Raw genomic sequence first — 15726 nt, 5'->3', positions numbered from 1 at the left:
TACCTGTGACTGGCTCGAGGTCAACCATCACAACGGCGCCGCGATTATATGTCACGTAGCGACCCTATCGAAAGCCTCTAACCACGCTTTACGCTCTTGTGGCAGGAGATCGGCCTCGAGCTCGTCTAGGGCGTCTGCGAGGTCGGCGGTGCCGAGGTCGAGTAGGGCCTGCTCATCGCCAAAGACTTCGGGCGCGTATTCGAGAAGGTCGGAAACGGTGTAGTGCTTCCCAGTGAGCTGCTCGAGCCCCCATAGGACGCGGCCGGCTACCTCTAGGTCTATGCGTTCGGGTTGCTCGTTAGCGAGGCGGTAAAGCGTGGTTCTGGACACCCCGCGGCCAGCTTCGACGAGCCTCTGGTTTAACGCGTACACGGTCGCGTTTTCCTGCGCTAACAGGTTGCCTAGTTTCCATTTGAGTACAGGCTCTCTCATGCCTATATATTAACACACAACAGTCCGCTATGTGTTGGCACCATATAAACTAACATGGTACTATTGGACATCTAAGCGATCCTTCCGCCAAGACTGACGCCTTTCAGATTTTACACTCGAGGCCCACAGCACCGTCGGCCAGGAGCGCATGCCAAGCTCTGCGAGGAGGCGCTCGAGATCGTCCTCGAGGTGCTCTTGCGGCTAGTGGGTGGCGACCTTTCCCGGCGTGGCGGCCTAGTGGTCTTGGGCATCACCCTCTTTGGTGACGCTGTTTTGGTGACGCCGTGGCCGAGGTGCTCGACCCGCGCAGCCGCTCGAAGGGCTCAGAGTGCATGCTAGCTCGTGAAGGTCGGACAGGCCCACCAAGCCGGATGCTCTTGGCGGAGGTCGGCCGCGGCATGCTCGGCGTGCTCGGCGCTGCTAGCCAGGCCGAAACAGGTCGCGCCCGAACCCGACATCAGCGGGCCGCGCAGGTCGGTGTCCTCGAGCGCCCCCAAGACCTCGCCGATAACCGGCAGCTGCGCCAAGACAACCCTTTGCAGGCTGTTGCGGTAACCAGGCTTTCTCGTCTCGAGGGAAGCGACGAGAGCAGCGGGCTCGAGCGGCCCATCATAGCCACCATCGTCGCCCAGCCAGCCGTAGGCGGACCTTGCGCTCACCTGTACGCCTGGGTTGACCAGAACGAGGTGAAGGGAGGGGAGCTCGAGCGGGCTCAGCCTCTGCCCTATACCTTGGGCTCTCGCGGCAGGCCAATCTTTGACAAAAAAAGGCACGTCGGCCCCGAGCTCGCGGCCGAGTTCCAGCAGGTCGAGGTCTCCTGGATAGAGCCTGGCGAGGCCGCGCAGGACCGCCGCGGCGTCCGAGGAACCGCCGCCCAGGCCCGCCGCGACGGGGATGCGCTTGGCCAAGCGGATGCGAACGCCCCGCGTCAGGCCCGCCGCCCCCAGATAACGTTCCGCCGCCCGGTAGGCAAGGTTGTCGCGGCCCACAGCCAAGTCCGCGCCGCCGACCTCGAGCCCGATGCCTTCCTCCCCAGCCTCCAACTCAACCGTATCGTGCAGCTCGAGGCGGGCGAAGACCGTGTCGAGCTCGTGGTAACCATCCTCGCGCCTGCCCAGGACGTGAAGACCCAGGTTGACCTTGGCATGGGCCTTCAGGCTAAGGGTCACGCACCGCCTCCGTATCCTGGACCCCAGCATCCCAGACTCCGGCGTCCCAGGCCCCGGCAAGTGCGCTGGCGACCTCGAGATCCGCGGGCGTCGTCACCTTCATGAGCCAGGCGCTGCCCGCCACGAGCGCCACCGCATGGCCCAGTTTGCGCACCAAACCCGCGTCGTCGGTGGTTTGCCAGCCGTCCTCGAGGGCGCGTTCATGGGCCTCGAGGAGGAGGAGGCGTCTGAAGCCCTGCGGGGTCTGCATCGCGCGCAGCCCGCTGCGCTCGACGCCCGCGCCCGACTCAGCCTCGATGAGCGTGTCCGCGACGGGCGTCGCGGCGGAGGCGGCACCGGTACGCCGCACCGCCTCGAGAACCGCCTGGGTGACGCGAGCGCCCAGGAAGGGCCGGGCCGCGTCGTGGACGAGGACGAGTTCGGCGCCGGTGGCCTGCAGGAGGCGGTAGACGCTCGCCTGCCGCTCCGCGCCGCCGGCGATCACCCGCGCCTGGTCGCCGAGCAGCGCTTCCGCCCGCCTCACCCTCTCCGCCGCCACCGCCACGATCACCTCGTCCACCCGGCCGGTGAACGCCGCGGCGGCACGCTCGAGCAGCGTCTTGCCCCCCAAATCGATAAAGGCCTTGGGACCCCTGCCCAGCCGCGCGCCCTCGCCGGCGGCGGGGATGAGCGCCGCGACCCGCTCAGCCATCCGTATCCTTCCAGCGCCTGGCGCGCGCGTTGTCGATGCCCAAGAGGTCGAGGACGCGCGCGGTGACGGTGCCGACGAGGTCGCCAATAGTCTCGGGGCGGTGGTAGAAGCCCGGCGAGGCCGGCACGATGATAGCGCCCGCCTCGTCGGCCTCGAGCATGTTCCTCAGCATCGGCCGCGAATAGGGCGCCTCGCGGACCACCAGGACGAGCGGGCGGCGCTCCTTTAGGGTCACGTGGGCCGCCCGTGATACCAGGTTGTCGGTCATGCCGTGCGCCACCTTGGCGAGCGTGCCCGACGAGCAGGGCACGACGACCATGCCGCGGGACCTGTACGAACCCGAGGCGATGGCCGCGCCCAGGTCCTTATCCTGGTAGACCACGTCCGCCAGAGCCTCAAGATCGGCGACCGTCTCCTCGAGCTCGCTGGGAATCACCCGCTTGGCGCCGTTCGACACCACCAGGTGCGTCTCGACCACAAGGCCGGAGAGCGTCCGGAGCAGGTCGAGGGCGTAGGGCATACCGCTGCCGCCCGTCACCCCGACGACGAGGCGCGGCGGGGTCACGCGTCCCCTTGGTAGCGAGAAGCCGGCTTCATGCCTAACGATACCCCAGCCTCGAGCCAAGGCGGCAGGGCCTACGCCACGGGCCGCGGCCTTTGGGTAAGATTTTGGGTAGGATGAGGCCATGACCTACGAGGACTTCCGGCAGACCGCAAAGAGCATGCTCTATGACATCCCCGACGAGTTTCAGCGGGGCCTGCAGGGGGTGCACGTGCTTACTGAGGCCCGGCTCGAGGACGGTTTCGACGAGGTCTACCGCATGGGCGAGTACATGGACCCCGGACCCGAGAGTTTCCTGAGCGCCGGCGAGGGATTGGGCCGCCACATCGCCCTCTACTACGGCTCGTTTCGGATCATCGCCGAGGACGATCCCGACTTCGACTGGGACGAGGAGATCTGGGAGACGCTCACCCACGAACTCCGGCACCACGTCGAGTCCTTGGCGGGCGACGACAGCCTCATCGAGGAGGACGAGGCGCGCGACGCGATGTTCCGCCGGATGCGAGGGCGCTAGGCGGGCTCGAGCACGACCCTCATCTCCTCGCGTGCTAGGCTGGTGCATCATGAAAGCCCGCATCATGAAAGCCCTGCGACTCCTCGCGCTCCTCCTGCTCAGTGTCCTGCTCGCGGGCTGCGTCTGCGCGCCCGCGGCCGTTCCGCTGACGGGCGCGCCCAGCGAGGCGGAAGTCGCCCAGGCCCGCCAGCTCTTTGGCGCCCCGGCCACATCAGGCCGCTGACCTCTCGACTCCCAGCCTCAGGTGCGGAGGTAGGCCTGTAGGTCCGTTATCGCCGCGGCATGACGGCACGAGCAAGCTCCGAACGCACCGTTCCACCTCCAGGCAAGCTTACGGAAACGATGCGAATGCGTACTTCCTCTTACGAAAGCCAAGCCGCATGTACCAACAGCTTGTGCTATGAAGCCCCACTGCTGGACAGGCTGTCGGCTCGAGTTGTATGGTTAGGCAAAGATCGCTTCTCGAGGTGCCTACAATGCTCACAGCAACACCCAGGTTCGAGTTTATCGACGGCAACCAGGCCATCATGCGGGGTGCCTTTGACGCGGGTTGCACCTTCTTCGCGGGCTACCCCATCACCCCGGCGACGAGTTTGCTCCTGGAGGCCGTCAGGGTGATGCCGTCAATCGGCGGCGTCGCCATTCAGACCGAGGACGAACTCGCCGGCATCTCAATGTGCATCGCCGCCAGCATGGCCGGCAGCAAGGCGATGACGGCGACGAGCGGGCCGGGCGTCAGCCTCTACAGCGAGAACATCGGCCTGGCCATCATGGGCGAGGTGCCGCTGGTCATCGTCGACTCGCAGCGCCTGGGCCCGGCTACCGGCGGCGCCACCAGTCACGGCGAGGGCGACGTGCAGTTCGTGCGCTGGAGCACGGCGGGCGGCTTTCCCATCATCGCCCTGGCGCCCAGAGACCTGAAGACCTCGTATGAGCTGACCGTCCAGGCCTTCAACCTGGCCGAGCGCTACCGCACGCCGGTCTTTTTACTTACCAGCAAGGAGCTGTCGCTGACCCGCAGCAGCGCCGACTCGAGCCTGTGGGAGAGGCTGGAACCCGTGGAGCGCCGCCTCTACCAGGGCGAGGCTGAGGCCTTCTTGCCCTACGCCACCCCGGAAAGGGGTGAGGTGCCCCTCTTCGCGCCCATCGGCGCGCCCTTTCAGGTGCGCTTTACCACCAGTATCCACGGCCCCGAGGGTATCATCACCAACGACCTCACCAAGCGGCGCGACAAGCTCGAGCACCTAAACGAGAAGATCCGCTGGGACAAGCCCGGCCTGAGCCTCTTCGAGGAGGACATAGCAGAGGGCGCGGACACGCTCGTCGTCGCCTACGGCCTGGCCGCGCAGTCGGCACTGGACGCCGTGGAGACTTTGAGGAGGGGCGGCCACAGGGTCTCGCTCTTAGTCCTCTATACCCTCTGGCCCGTGCTCGAGGGGGTACTCACCCGCTGCCTCGAGCGTCACAAGCGCGTGATCGTCCCCGAGCACAACAACGGCCAGTACCTCCAGGAGGTCGAACGCTTCGCCGTAAATCAAAGGCTGACAAGCGTGCAGCGCTTCGACGGCACGATCATCAGCCCGGGCGAGATCGTCCGGGCGGTTTTGGAAGAGGTCTAAGCATGGCTCTACGCATCCCCAACGAAGACAGCGCGCGTTACGTCGATTCCCAGGACTACCCCTTCTGCCCCGGCTGCGGCCACGGGCTCATTCTGAACGCCCTCGGCGGGGCGCTCGCCAAACTGGGGCTGCCGCTCGACAAGACCGTCGTCGTCACCGACATCGGTTGCGTGGGGCTGTCGGACGCGCACATCAGGACCCACTCCTTTCACGGCCTCCACGGCCGCAGCGTCGCCTACGCCTGCGGGCTCAAGCTGGCTAAGCCCGAGCTCCACGTCATCGTCCTGATGGGTGACGGCGGCACCGGCATCGGCGCGGGGCACATCCTGGCCGCGGCCCGGCGCAACGTGGACGTGACGGTCCTGGTCTTCAACAACTTCAACTTCGGCATGACCGGCGGCGAGCACTCGGCGACGACCTTTAGCGATGCCAAGACGGTCACCACGCCGATGGGCAACCCCGAAAGGCCCTTCGACGTCGCCGGGACGGTGGCGCTGAACGGCGCCTCCTTCGTCGCCCGCCAACCGAGCACCGACAGGGACCTCTACGACACCATCGCCCGGGCCATCGCCACGCCCGGCTTCGCGCTCATGGACATCTGGGAGCTCTGCACCGCCTACTTCGTGCCCGCCAACGGCTTCACCGGCAAGATGTTCCACGACTGGGCCGAGCGCGCCGGGCTGGCGATGGGGGTCCTTAAGGACAGCCGCCGCCCCAGCTATGAGGCGCACGCCCACGCCCTCATCGCCTCGGCGCCGCCCCGGCCGCAGCCCAGGGGCGTCCCGGTGGGCTTCTCGCACGCCCTGACGGCGCGCACCGGCCTGCTCATGGCGGGCTCGGCGGGCGGCAAGGTGAGGAGCGCGGCGGGCCTGTTGGCCCAGGCGGCCATCATGAGCGGCCTCCAGGTGACGCAGCAGGACGACTACCCGGTGACCATCAAGACCGGGCACTCGGTGAGCACCTTGGTCCTAGACCCCAGGCCCATCCGCTACGGCGGCGTGAACGAGCCGGGGACCGTCATCTTGCTGGCGCCCGAGGGCGTGCAGCGGCTGCGCGGGCAGTTGGGGACTTTCTCGGAGAGGGTGCGGGTCTACGCCGACTCGAGCCTCAACCTGCCCGAGACCAGGGCCTCGGTGACCACGATCGACGTTTCGGGCATCCGCAAGGCCGCCGGCAAGGAGAACGTCGCCCTGGCCCTCGCTGCCAAGGCGCTCGAGGACGGCGGCTTCTTCGACCCGGACGCCCTCACCGCCGCCGTCAATGCCCATCTCAAGCCGCAGTACCGGGAGGGGGCGCTGCGGGCGCTCGAGCTGGGAGCGGCTCTCTAGCCCTGCTCTAGAGCCCTCGCACCATCAGCTTGCACCATCAGCTTGCACCATCAAGAGGTCGTGCGCGCCGATGCTTCCGGCCTGGGCCAAAACCTCCGGCAAGCCTGCTATCCCACCGAGAGGCTGCACTTCGTCGGTGAAGTTGAAGAGGTGGAGCCGCCCGCCCCGGCGGCTCAGGCGCAGGCCCTCGGGCAGCTCGAGCGTCGCCAGCTCGAGCGTCGCCAGAATCGACCCGAACACCGCCCGGTTGAGTTTCCGGCCACCCCAGGCCCCGAGGGTCGTGCAGAGGCCCAGGCCGACCCTGTTGCGCGTAAGCGCGGGAGTGCCCGCGTAGGCCGGCGTCGCAAAGGTCGCCAGCACCTCGGCGCTGGTGGGTGTGAGCAGGTCGGCCCAGGTCTCGTAGGCGTAGCTTTCCCCGTTCATCTCGACCTGTCCCGCGGCACCGGGCCTCAGGGCGTCCACATGATGGACCGCCGCGCCCATCAAGCTCGAGAGCGGCCCTGGCGCGGGCGCCTGCACGAGGTTTGTGGTCGTCTTGGAGCCGCTCCGCGGCCCGAGGACGAGGTGGCCGCCCTCACCGACGTAGGCCCTCAGCTGCTGCGCCAGTGCCTCGTCCACGAGGTGCAGGGCGGGCGCCAGGACGAGCCTGTAGCCCGTCAGGAAGCCCTGCGGGTGGATGATGTCCACGTCCTGCCCGAGGCTCCTGAGGGCCGCATGCCAGGCGCCCAGGAGGCCCCAGTAGCTCCAGCCCTCGGCGTGCTTTTGGATGTCGGTGGCCCAGAGATTTTCATAATCCATAAGGAGTGCTACGGGCGCGGTGACGGTTTCAGGCTCGTCCGGTAGCTCCCTCGCGACCTGCTTGATCTCGGCGCTGGCCCGGTCGGGTCTGCCGTCAGCGTGGTTGAGCCCGGCGTGCATGAGTTCTTGCGCGCCGGCAGCCGCCCGCCAGCGGAAGATGGACACCAGGTCGGCGCCGTGGGCGAAGGCCTGATGGGTCCAGAGGCGGACCATTCCCGGCGCGGGCAGGGGATTGCTCCGCGCCCAGTTGACCGGGCCGGGCTGCTGCTCCATCACCCAGAAGGGCCGGCGCTTGACGCCTCTATAGAGGTCGTGCATCAGCGAGATCATGTCGGGATGGCCGCTGCGCATGAAGCTCAGCTTGACCTCGTCGGGCAGCGAACTCTCCTCGAGCATGCCCAGCGGGTAGGAGTCCCAGGTGATAACGTCTAGGTCACGCGCCAGCTTGAAGTGGTCGTAGTCGCCGAAGTACGCCGTGGCATTGTGCGAGATGACGGCTTTCGGATCGTGCTCACGGATAATATCGACCTGCAGCTTGTTGTAGGCGACGACGGTGTCCGAGGAGAAGCGGTAGAAGTCGAGCAGGTGGCTGGGGTTGGGCTCGGTGACGGTGAGGTTGGGCAGCTCGATCTCGGCGAAGTCACGATACTCCATACTCCAAAAGACGTTCCACCAGGCCTCGTTGAGCCTCTCGACGCTGCCGTATCGTACCCGCAGCCAGTCCCGAAAGGCGTCCCTTGCGCCCTCCGAATAGCTCCGCACGGTGTCGTGACAACCGTACTCGTTGTCGGTCTGCCAGGCCGCCACCGCCCCGTGCGAAGCGTAACGCTCGGCCAAGAGCGTCACGATGCGCTCGCTTTCCCGGTGGTAGCTTTTCGACGAGAAGCAGTAGTGCCGCCTCGAGCCGAAGCCGCGCCGGCGTCCCTCCTTGTCGACCGGGAGAATGTCCGGGTGAAGGTCCACGAGCCACTTGGGCGGGGTGGCGGTGGGCGTGCCCAGGATGACCTTGAGGCCCGCGTTGCCCAGGCTGTCCACGGCGCGGTCGAGCCAGTCGAAGTGGAGCCGGCCCGGCTCGGGCTCCAAGCGGCTCCAGGCGAACTCGCCGACGCGCACGAAAGTGAGGCCCAACTCGCGCATCCGCTTCGCGTCGGGCTTCCAGGTCGCGTCACTCCAGTGTTCGGGGTAGTAGCAGACACCCAGGTGCATACATCTCCTCCACGTCGACCTCTTGCCGACGCGGCCTCATTTAACCACGCAGGCGGGTTTGGCTTGCGGCAGCCGCGGCGTGGGCGCGACGAAGCCGAAATGAGCCCGCGACAACCTAATGAATCCTAGGCTCTGTATGTGTTTCAAGGGGCTGCGCTCCACTGTACAAGAGAAAGTATGTCCTGGACGGCATAACTCTCAAAGGACTACTATGGAAGGCGGTGCTGGATAAAGCTTGTTGTGGACGGGTCAGATGGGGTTTTCCTTGAAGTGGTTTGTCTCAGCCCCGTGGAATCCATGAAGAGCCTAGAGTAAATACGGCGAGCAGGTGACATGCGGTATCGTGAGGCATGAACCACATAAACCTAGCGGATCAGCGGCGCTTCAACGAGGAGAAGATGCAAAAGGTTCCGGTCTTCGACTCGGCGAAGATGCTTTTCGACCAGTATTGTCTGCTGCCGGGGCAGGCCCAGAAGGTGCATAGCCATGACGGCGAGGACAAGGTCTATGTCGTCCTCGAGGGTGAGGCGCTCTTCGACGTCGGCGACGAGCAGGAACTGCTCAGCGAGGGCATGGCGGTGATGGCCCCGGCGGGCGCGCCCCACGGGGTGCGCAACGAGTCGGCCACGCCGGTGGTTCTGCTCGTCGTCATGGCGCCCAAGCCGTAGCGGTGAGCCTACTTCCGGGCGGCCTCGACCACCGGCCACTTGATCACGTTGGCGTCGCGGTCTATAGCCTCGAGGAGGCTAGCGTCGTCTACCGGCTTCTCGGCCTCGAGCCCGTGGGGCCGGACGAGACCGTGGCCTCGCAGGCTGTGCGGGTGCGCGCCTTTCGGGCGGGCGAGAGTCTGCTGGAACTGCTCGAGCCCACCGCCGACACCAGCCCGCTGGCCAGCTTTTTGGCGAAGCGCGGTCCCGGCCTCCATCACCTGGCCCTCCGTGTGGAAGGGCTCGAGGCGGAGGTCGCGCGGCTCGAGGCGGAAGGGGTTCGCTTTATCGACGAGACGCCGCGTCCGGGGCGGGCCGGGTCCAGGGTGGTCTTCTTGCACCCAAAATGGGGTCAGGGCGTGCTCATCGAGCTCGTCGAACACTGAATGTCATACCGAATGTCATACCGAATGTCATACCAGCTGTCGAGCGTCTCATGACGCCCGGCAAGCATCCGCTGCCGTGGTGGGCGCTCGCTCTGGCGCTGGCCGGCCTCATCTTCTACCTCTCGGCCTCGCCCGACGCGAGGGGCGTGGCGGGCTGGCTCGACCTCAGCCATCCCAGGGACAAGGTCGTTCACGGCGCGGCCTTTGCCGCGCTGGCCGGCCTCGTCTATATGGCGACGGGACGGCCGCTCCTGGCGGTCGCGCTGGCTTCACTCTACGGGCTCAGCGACGAACTTCACCAGGCGACCGTGCCCGGCCGCGTCGCGAGCGTTTGGGACTGGCTGGCCGATACCGCGGGCGCGGCCCTCGCTGTGGGGCTGCTGTGGCTTCTGCTCGCCAGGCGGCGTCAGGGTGAGAGGAAAGAGGGATAGAATAGCGCATGAAGCTGGCCATCGTGGGCGCGGGCAAGATGGGCGGGGCGGTCCTGACCGGTGCCCTCAAGGCGGGCATCCTCCAGGAGGCGGAGGTCGGCATCTACCATCCGGACGAGACGCGGCGCCGCGCTCTCGCCGCGCGCTACGGCGTAGAGGCTTTGGGCGACGAAGGCATCCACCGCGCCGAGCGCGTCCTCATCGCCGTGAAGCCGCAGTCCTTTGACGCGGTGGCGCCGCTCATCGCCAACCGCAAGGGCTCTTATATCTCGCTCATGGCGGGCGTGTCCGCGGAGGCGATCGCCCGGCGGGTCGGCTCGAGCCGGGTGGTGCGGGCCATGCCCAACCTGGGCGCGCGCATCGGCCTCAGCGCCACGGCGCTGGCCTCTCTGCCGCAAGTCGGCAGGGACGACCTCGAGGTGGCCCGGGAACTCTTCGCGGCGGTGGGCACGGTCTACGAGGTCGCCGAGGGGCTCTTCGACGCCTTTACCGGCTTGGCGGGCTCGGGTCCGGCCTTTGCGGCGGTCTTTGCCGAGGCCCTGGCCGACGGCGGCGTGCGCGCCGGCTTCGACCGGCGGCTGGCGCAGGACCTCGCCCGGCAGGTGCTCCTGGCGACGGCCAAGCTGCTCGAGAACGACCATCCCGCCGCCCTCAAGGACGAGGTGGCCAGCGCGGGCGGCACGGCCATCGCCGGGGTGTTGCAGCTCGAGGCCCACGGCCTGCGCTTCGCCGCCATGCGCGCGGTCGAGGAGGCCGGTCTGCGCGCGGCGGTGCTCAGCAAGGAGAAAGCGTGATGAACAAGGTTTGGGTTTTGCTCGTCTTTTTGCTCGTCTTTTTGCTTGGCCTTGCGCTCGCGCAGGAAGCCTATTTCCCAGCTAGGGAGGGCCTAAGCTGGACCTACTCCAACGGCGAGACCCAGGCCTTTGGCGCTACGGAGGTCTTCGACGGCTACGAGGTGCTCGTGTTCACCCACTCGTTTGGGGGCAATCCGGTTTCCGAGGACTACCTCTCCTACACCGCCGAGGCGGTGCGCCTGCACGGGACGGCCGCTGGCGGTGAGCTTGTCAGCTTCGATCCGCCGCTCGTCATCTACCCTGGCGGTGAGCTCGAGGTGGGCCAGACCTGGCAGAGCCGCGCCCTGGTCGGCGGCTTCGAGATCAGCCTGCTGGCGGAGGTCCTGGGGATGCGCGGGGTGGAGACGCCGGCGGGCCGCTTCGACGCCCTGCAGATTCGCCAGTGGACCGTGACCAGCACCGGCGCTCAGACGCTGCTCGACCTCTACTTCGTGCCTAGCGTCGGCGTGGTGCGCTCGGTGTTACAAGACGGCAGTGTGGTCGACCTCGTCGACAAGAACTTCTAAGCGTCCGCTACTGCCTTGCTGCCCAAGTCCTGGGCGAACCTGAGAAGATGGCCGTCGGGATCCATCACCAAGAACTCCCTGTTGCCGTTCAGGCGCTCGTCTTGTCGGTACCAGTTTTCCTGGAGTGGGATTTTGAGCGGGTAGCCGTGGGCGGCGAGTTTGCTGACCAATTCGCCGGCATCGTCGACTTCGATCTGCAAGTTGATGCCCCGGCCATAGGGATAGATCAGCTCACTTCAGCTCCCTTGACAATTTGAGTGTCGCTTTTACCTAAATCCTAAAGGCGACGAGCTCGAGCTCGTCAATCATTCCATAGTGCTTGAGGTTGCCCGTGGCGAGGCTGTGACCGCGCTCGACCGCCGTAGCGGCAATCAGCGCGTCCGCGAGGCGCAGATTGTGACTGAGGTAGTGCTGCTCGACATAGTGGGCCGCGCGATACGAAATTCGCTCGTCAATGGCGAGAATCTCCGCCTGCCAGTCGCCAAGCGTCTGTCTTAGCAGCCTCAACTCCTCTTTGTTGCGCATACCCTGCACGAGCTCCATGTACGTTATGATGGATAGCTGCAAGTTGAGGCTTGACTCGAGAAAAACCGCAGCGGATTCACGGCCGCGCAGATACCAGATGAAGATGTCGGTATCGATGAGCACCGGTTTCTGCTCTAATAGCGGCTCTTGCGGAGGGCGTCGATGTAGTCTTGAACGTTTTCGCTGGCGTTATGGTCCCGCCAGAGGCCGAAAAGCCGTGAGCGCTCTTGACCGGCGACCGTGCCGAGACCCACTACTTTAGCGCGAGGTTTTCCTCTGTAGGTAATGATGACCTCCTCACCGCGGGCGACGGTCTCGAGCAGGCGCCTGGTCTCGGTTCGCAATGTTTTGACGGACATCTTCATAAAACGCTCCAGAAGTGACACTTCAAACTGTACACCTGCAAGCAGGTCAATGCAAGAAATGACTTCCTTCCCCCAGCCACGCCCGTTTCAACTCACCAAAGCTGTCCTCGAGCAAGGCCCGGCGGATCTCCGCGCAGAGCCTCGCCATGAAGTGCAGGTTGTGGACCGTCGCCAGCGTCCGCGCCAGGAGTTCGTCGGCCTTGAAGAGGTGGCGCAGGTAGGCCCTCGAGTAGTGAAGGCAGGTGTAGCAGCCGCAGGTCTTTGAGATGGGCCGAGGGTCGGCCGCGAAGCGCGCGTTTTTTAGGTTCAGGCGGAACCTGGTTAGGGGCCGGCCCTCGTCGTCATGGCGCGCCAAGACCGCGCCGTTGCGGGCGATGCGGGTCGGCCCCACGCTGTCGAAGGTATCGCAGCCGCGCTCCACGGCCGCGAAGATGTCCTCCACGTCGCCGATGCCCAAGAGGTGGCGGGGCTTGCCCCGCGGCAGCTCGGCCACCGCCCAGTCGATGACCCGGTGCATCTCCTCCTTGGTCTTGCCGAGGTTGCCGCCGATGGCGATACCGTCGAAGCCCCGGCCCGCTACGGTCATGGCGGCGATCGTCCTGGCGCTCTCTTTGCGCAAGCTCTCAAAGGCGCCACCCTGAACGACGCCGTAGAGCGCCTGGGGATGGTCGTGCTGGGCTTCGCTCGCCCCAAAGGCGTGCAAGGAGCGCTCCGCCCAACGGTGGGTGCGGGCCATGCTGCGGCGGGTGTAGTCGAGGTCGTGCAGCGGCGAGGTGCACTCGTCGAAGGCCAGGATGATGTCGGCGCCCAGGGCGCGCTGGACGGCGATGGACGTTTCGGGCGTGAAGACGTGCTCGGAGCCGTCCAAGTGGCTCTTGAAGCGGACCTCGTCCTCGCCGACCGTGACCAGCGACTTGCCCTCCGGTGCGCGCGCGCCGGGCGTGGCCAGGACGCCGCCCGCCTCGCCGGGAAAGATGTTGGCGATTTTGCCGACGCCGTGCTCGAGGCCGGCCCCCAGGGAAAAGACCTGGAAGCCGCCCGAGTCGGTCATGATGGGGCCGGACCAGTTCATGAAAGGGTGCAGCCCGCCGAGCCCCGCCACCACCTCCGCGCCCGGCCGCAGGTAGAGGTGATAGGTGTTGCAGAAGAGGGCCTGAGTGCCCGCCTCGCCGACCATCTCGGGCGTCACGCCCTTGACGGTGGCCTGGGTGCCCACGGCGACAAAGGCAGGCGTGTCGATGACGCCGTGCGGGGTGCGGTAGCGGGCGAGCCGGGCGGCGCCTCTCTCCCTCTCGAGCTCGAAGCAAAAGCCTGGCGTCATGGCCTCATGGTATGGCCTCACGGTTATGGCCTCAATGGTTAGGGCCACGGTGGTCAAATGCCCCTCGAGGCGGAGACGGCAGCATAGGGGCCGAGCCCGCGGGCGTCGCCTCTCGTAAAAACAGTTCGGCAGTCATCACGCACCACCCATTATACTCGGCGCCCAATGAAGGGACCCGCCGGGCCCTGGCAGCTCAGGCCTCCTTGCGGCTAGTTCCAAGCATGAGACTCGGCTATCCGAGGGACCGGGACAGAGATTTGGGACCCCGTCCACTGCGCGCTGATGTGAGGCCAAACCAGGTGGAAGCGGAGAGATGTGGTATTCTTCACATTCTGGAGGTGCGCGTGCTTCTTCACGTCTACACCAAACTCCGCGGCAAACTCTGCGTTACCGGCATGGTCGCCGTCCTCCTGATCACCGCCTTTGGCCCGCCACCGCATGCCAGACCGCATGCCGGTGTCGACGTGACCCCGGAGGTGAGCGCCGAGGTCCTGCCCCCGAGCAAAGCGCGCTTTGCCCGAGCCGAGCTCGTCGGCGAGGTCCAGGGTCCCAGCCTTCCCGTCTACACCCTGCGGGCGACGGCCTACAACTCGGTGCCTGAGCAGACCAACAGCCAGCCCTTCGTCACCGCGACCGGCACGCGTACGCGCTTCGGCATCATCGCGGTGAGCCGCGACCTCCTGCCCAAGCACATCCCCTACGGCTCGCTGGTGCGCATCCGCGATCTCGGCAACTTTCACGACGGCCGCGGCTACGGCAGGTACCAGGCGATGCTCGACGGCCAGGATCACTTTATCGTCGAAGACACGCTCAACATCCGCAAGCAGCAGCAGATCGACCTGTGGTTTGAGACCGTTCCCCAGGCCCTCGAGTGGGGCGTGCGCAGGGTCGAGGTCGAGGTGGTGCGTTACGGCCGCGACGGCCCCTTCTTGCAGACCGAAGGCGTGCCCATCGAGGTCGCGCCGGTCCTGACCGCCAGCCGCTGAAGGCGGGGACCGGCGCCCTGGGGCCTCAACCCCGTTAGCCGCTTGTATTGCAGTCCCGGCGAGCTCGGAGTCCGCCTCGAGGCGTTAGGCTGAAAGCATGAGGCTTTTCGTCTTTTACCTGGCGCGGCGCCATATCCGTCACCGCGCGCTTCAGGCAGGCCTGACCGTGGTCGGGGTGGCGGTAGGCGTGATGGTCCTGGTGACCGCGCTCTCGCTCACCAACGGCTTTATCGACGAGCTCGTCAGCAGCACCCTGCGGGCGACCCCCCACGTGACCTTGCAGAGCTACGACCGCTCGCCCCTCGCCCAGGACCCTGCCGTCCTGGAGGCGCTCGCGGCGGAGCCGGGCGTGGAGGCGGCGGGCGCTTACGTGCTCGGCCAGGCGCTCATCGCCCGGCCGGCCGACACCCGCCTCGGCCTGGGCGCCCGCACCGGCTTCACCACCATCTTCGGCATCGAGCCGCGCTCGCACAGCCAGGTGCTCGAGCTCACCGCGCTCGAGGCCAACCTGGACGCGCTCGAGGGCGGCGAGGGCCTTATCCTCGGCCAGAGCCTGGCGCGCAACCTCGATGTCTTTGCGGGCGACGAGGTGAGGGTCGTCTTCGCCAACCAGGCCAGGGCGGCCTTTCGCGTCGCCGGCACCTTTTCGGTCGGCAACGAGATGATCGACGCGCAAGTCGCCTTTAGCTCGCTCGCCACCCTGCAGGACTTCTTGCGCATGCCGGGCGAGATCAGCGGCTACCAGCTGCGGCTCTTCGACCCCGAGAGGGCCACGACCGTAGGCCGCCGCGTCGCCCTGGACTACGGCCTCCTGGCCCGGACCTGGCAGGAGCAGTACCGCAGCCTCATCGAGCAGCTCAACCTGCAAAAGGCCTTGATCGGGGTGGTGGTCTTTCTCATCGTCTTGGTGGCGGCGATGGGCATCGCCAACATCCTCATTCTGACCGTGTCCGAAAAGACCGAGGAGATCGCCATCCTGCGGGCACTGGGGGCGTCGCGCGGGCAGATCCTGGCGGTCTTTACGCTCGAGGGCTTCATCCTGGGCGGCGGGGGCACCCTCCTGGGCGCGCTGATGGGCCTGGGGCTCAGCCTCTACTTCAAGTTCCAGCCCTTCCCCCTGCCGGGCGACATCTACTTCATCACGCGGCTACCCGTCACGCTCCAGGCCTGGGACTTTATCTGGGTGTGCGCGCTGGCGCTCGTGACCAGCGTGGTGGCGGGGCTCATCCCGGCGCGGCGGGCGAGCGGGCTCGACCCGGCCAAGATCTTGCGATGAAGGTCAAGCTTCAATGACGATCAGTCTTCAAGGTGCGATGTGCCCTGAGG

At 66.5% G+C, this 15726-nt stretch carries 20 protein-coding genes; 11 read left to right on the top strand and 9 right to left on the bottom strand.

Annotated elements, in window-relative coordinates; translation table 11 throughout:
- Positions 1 to 51: 51 nt before the first annotated feature.
- The 4 genes from M3498_18785 to M3498_18770 all read right to left on the bottom strand — a co-directional run bounded on the left by M3498_18785 (position 52) and on the right by M3498_18770 (position 2812).
- Positions 52 to 432: a helix-turn-helix transcriptional regulator gene (locus M3498_18785; GenBank protein ID MDQ3461314.1), complete on the bottom strand. Its 381-nt coding sequence runs from the start codon at positions 430 to 432 to the stop codon at positions 52 to 54.
- A gap of 335 nt (positions 433 to 767) precedes the next feature.
- On the bottom strand, positions 768 to 1601 hold the full coding sequence (locus tag M3498_18780) for a 4-(cytidine 5'-diphospho)-2-C-methyl-D-erythritol kinase (GenBank protein MDQ3461313.1): 834 nt from the start codon (positions 1599 to 1601) through the stop codon (positions 768 to 770).
- The gene (gene ispD / locus M3498_18775) at positions 1591 to 2292 is read right to left on the bottom strand and encodes a 2-C-methyl-D-erythritol 4-phosphate cytidylyltransferase (protein ID MDQ3461312.1); all 702 of its coding nucleotides are present in this window, start codon (positions 2290 to 2292) and stop codon (positions 1591 to 1593) included. The genes M3498_18780 and ispD overlap by 11 nt, the downstream gene beginning before the upstream one ends.
- Complete coding sequence (locus tag M3498_18770) at positions 2285 to 2812, bottom strand: UbiX family flavin prenyltransferase (GenBank protein ID MDQ3461311.1); 528 nt, start codon at positions 2810 to 2812, stop codon at positions 2285 to 2287. The genes ispD and M3498_18770 overlap by 8 nt, the downstream gene beginning before the upstream one ends.
- Before the next feature lie 166 nt (positions 2813 to 2978).
- On the opposite strand from M3498_18770, the gene M3498_18765 reads away from it, so the two are divergent.
- The 4 genes from M3498_18765 (at position 2979) to M3498_18750 (ending at position 6315) form a co-directional block, all read left to right on the top strand.
- Positions 2979 to 3368, top strand: a complete 390-nt coding sequence (locus M3498_18765; GenBank protein MDQ3461310.1) for a metallopeptidase family protein — start codon at positions 2979 to 2981, stop codon at positions 3366 to 3368.
- A 49-nt stretch (positions 3369 to 3417) separates the two neighbouring features.
- On the top strand, positions 3418 to 3591 hold the full coding sequence (locus M3498_18760) for a hypothetical protein (GenBank protein MDQ3461309.1): 174 nt from the start codon (positions 3418 to 3420) through the stop codon (positions 3589 to 3591).
- A gap of 253 nt (positions 3592 to 3844) precedes the next feature.
- On the top strand, positions 3845 to 4987 hold the full coding sequence (locus M3498_18755) for a pyruvate flavodoxin/ferredoxin oxidoreductase (GenBank protein ID MDQ3461308.1): 1143 nt from the start codon (positions 3845 to 3847) through the stop codon (positions 4985 to 4987).
- A 2-nt stretch (positions 4988 to 4989) separates the two neighbouring features.
- A complete protein-coding gene (locus M3498_18750; GenBank protein ID MDQ3461307.1) occupies positions 4990 to 6315 on the top strand; it encodes a thiamine pyrophosphate-dependent enzyme in 1326 nt (441 codons plus the stop codon).
- Between the two features lie 24 nt (positions 6316 to 6339).
- Here the strand turns inward: M3498_18750 and M3498_18745 are convergent, their stop codons facing one another.
- Complete coding sequence (locus M3498_18745; GenBank protein MDQ3461306.1) at positions 6340 to 8319, bottom strand: beta-galactosidase; 1980 nt, start codon at positions 8317 to 8319, stop codon at positions 6340 to 6342.
- A gap of 350 nt (positions 8320 to 8669) precedes the next feature.
- Here M3498_18745 and M3498_18740 point away from each other — a divergent pair, with 350 nt between their 5' ends.
- Genes M3498_18740 through M3498_18720 form a run of 5 tightly spaced genes read left to right on the top strand, consistent with a single transcriptional unit; the run spans position 8670 to position 11203 of the window.
- Positions 8670 to 8987, top strand: coding sequence for a cupin domain-containing protein (locus M3498_18740; GenBank protein MDQ3461305.1), 318 nt, complete (start codon positions 8670 to 8672; stop codon positions 8985 to 8987).
- A 2-nt stretch (positions 8988 to 8989) separates the two neighbouring features.
- Complete coding sequence (gene mce / locus M3498_18735) at positions 8990 to 9412, top strand: methylmalonyl-CoA epimerase (GenBank protein ID MDQ3461304.1); 423 nt, start codon at positions 8990 to 8992, stop codon at positions 9410 to 9412.
- Between the two features lie 50 nt (positions 9413 to 9462).
- The gene (locus tag M3498_18730) at positions 9463 to 9843 is read left to right on the top strand and encodes a VanZ family protein (protein ID MDQ3461303.1); all 381 of its coding nucleotides are present in this window, start codon (positions 9463 to 9465) and stop codon (positions 9841 to 9843) included.
- An 8-nt stretch (positions 9844 to 9851) separates the two neighbouring features.
- Complete coding sequence (proC, locus tag M3498_18725; protein ID MDQ3461302.1) at positions 9852 to 10637, top strand: pyrroline-5-carboxylate reductase; 786 nt, start codon at positions 9852 to 9854, stop codon at positions 10635 to 10637.
- On the top strand, positions 10637 to 11203 hold the full coding sequence (locus M3498_18720) for a hypothetical protein (protein MDQ3461301.1): 567 nt from the start codon (positions 10637 to 10639) through the stop codon (positions 11201 to 11203). Before proC ends, M3498_18720 begins: the two co-directional genes overlap by 1 nt.
- On the opposite strand, the gene M3498_18715 is transcribed toward M3498_18720, so the two are convergent.
- From M3498_18715 to tgt, 4 genes are all read right to left on the bottom strand, one after another.
- A complete protein-coding gene (locus M3498_18715; protein ID MDQ3461300.1) occupies positions 11200 to 11403 on the bottom strand; it encodes a hypothetical protein in 204 nt (67 codons plus the stop codon). The genes M3498_18720 and M3498_18715 overlap by 4 nt on opposite strands.
- 70 nt (positions 11404 to 11473) lie before the next feature.
- A complete protein-coding gene (locus M3498_18710; protein MDQ3461299.1) occupies positions 11474 to 11851 on the bottom strand; it encodes a type II toxin-antitoxin system VapC family toxin in 378 nt (125 codons plus the stop codon).
- Between the two features lie 11 nt (positions 11852 to 11862).
- Positions 11863 to 12093, bottom strand: a complete 231-nt coding sequence (locus M3498_18705; GenBank protein ID MDQ3461298.1) for a type II toxin-antitoxin system prevent-host-death family antitoxin — start codon at positions 12091 to 12093, stop codon at positions 11863 to 11865.
- 46 nt (positions 12094 to 12139) lie between these two features.
- Positions 12140 to 13414 (bottom strand): tRNA guanosine(34) transglycosylase Tgt, encoded by a 1275-nt coding sequence (gene tgt / locus M3498_18700; protein MDQ3461297.1) that lies wholly within the window; start codon positions 13412 to 13414, stop codon positions 12140 to 12142.
- A 344-nt stretch (positions 13415 to 13758) separates the two neighbouring features.
- On the opposite strand from tgt, the gene M3498_18695 reads away from it, so the two are divergent.
- Both M3498_18695 and M3498_18690 read left to right on the top strand, forming a co-directional pair.
- Entirely contained in the window at positions 13759 to 14400 is a 642-nt protein-coding gene (locus M3498_18695) for a 3D domain-containing protein (protein ID MDQ3461296.1), read from the top strand.
- Positions 14401 to 14497: 97 nt separating this feature from the next.
- Positions 14498 to 15676 carry an ABC transporter permease gene (locus M3498_18690; GenBank protein MDQ3461295.1) on the top strand — a complete coding sequence of 393 codons (1179 nt, stop codon included), beginning with the start codon at positions 14498 to 14500 and terminating at the stop codon, positions 15674 to 15676.
- The last annotated feature ends 50 nt before the right edge of the window (positions 15677 to 15726 follow it).

The sequence above is a fragment of the Deinococcota bacterium genome (assembly GCA_030858465.1).
Classification (GTDB): Bacteria; Deinococcota; Deinococci; order Deinococcales; family Trueperaceae; genus JALZLY01.
The sequence above is the reverse complement of the archived record's forward strand: the minus strand, read 5'-3'. Positions and strand labels throughout refer to the sequence as shown.

Bases quoted from the DNA above. Each gene is read 5' to 3' on its own strand.
- M3498_18770 (MDQ3461311.1), bottom strand. From the start codon at position 2,812: ATGCCCTACGCCCTCGACCTGCTCCGGACGCTCTCCGGCCTTGTGGTC.
- tgt (MDQ3461297.1), bottom strand. From the start codon at position 13,414: ATGACGCCAGGCTTTTGCTTCGAGCTCGAGAGGGAGAGAGGCGCCGCC.
- ispD (MDQ3461312.1), bottom strand. From the start codon at position 2,292: ATGGCTGAGCGGGTCGCGGCGCTCATCCCCGCCGCCGGCGAGGGCGCG.
- M3498_18690 (MDQ3461295.1), top strand. From the start codon at position 14,498: ATGAGGCTTTTCGTCTTTTACCTGGCGCGGCGCCATATCCGTCACCGC.
- M3498_18750 (MDQ3461307.1), top strand. From the start codon at position 4,990: ATGGCTCTACGCATCCCCAACGAAGACAGCGCGCGTTACGTCGATTCC.
- M3498_18760 (MDQ3461309.1), top strand. From the start codon at position 3,418: ATGAAAGCCCGCATCATGAAAGCCCTGCGACTCCTCGCGCTCCTCCTG.
- M3498_18765 (MDQ3461310.1), top strand. From the start codon at position 2,979: ATGACCTACGAGGACTTCCGGCAGACCGCAAAGAGCATGCTCTATGAC.
- M3498_18730 (MDQ3461303.1), top strand. From the start codon at position 9,463: ATGACGCCCGGCAAGCATCCGCTGCCGTGGTGGGCGCTCGCTCTGGCG.
- M3498_18720 (MDQ3461301.1), top strand. From the start codon at position 10,637: ATGAACAAGGTTTGGGTTTTGCTCGTCTTTTTGCTCGTCTTTTTGCTT.
- M3498_18745 (MDQ3461306.1), bottom strand. From the start codon at position 8,319: ATGCACCTGGGTGTCTGCTACTACCCCGAACACTGGAGTGACGCGACC.
- M3498_18705 (MDQ3461298.1), bottom strand. From the start codon at position 12,093: ATGAAGATGTCCGTCAAAACATTGCGAACCGAGACCAGGCGCCTGCTC.
- M3498_18755 (MDQ3461308.1), top strand. From the start codon at position 3,845: ATGCTCACAGCAACACCCAGGTTCGAGTTTATCGACGGCAACCAGGCC.
- M3498_18785 (MDQ3461314.1), bottom strand. From the start codon at position 432: ATGAGAGAGCCTGTACTCAAATGGAAACTAGGCAACCTGTTAGCGCAG.
- M3498_18740 (MDQ3461305.1), top strand. From the start codon at position 8,670: ATGAACCACATAAACCTAGCGGATCAGCGGCGCTTCAACGAGGAGAAG.
- proC (MDQ3461302.1), top strand. From the start codon at position 9,852: ATGAAGCTGGCCATCGTGGGCGCGGGCAAGATGGGCGGGGCGGTCCTG.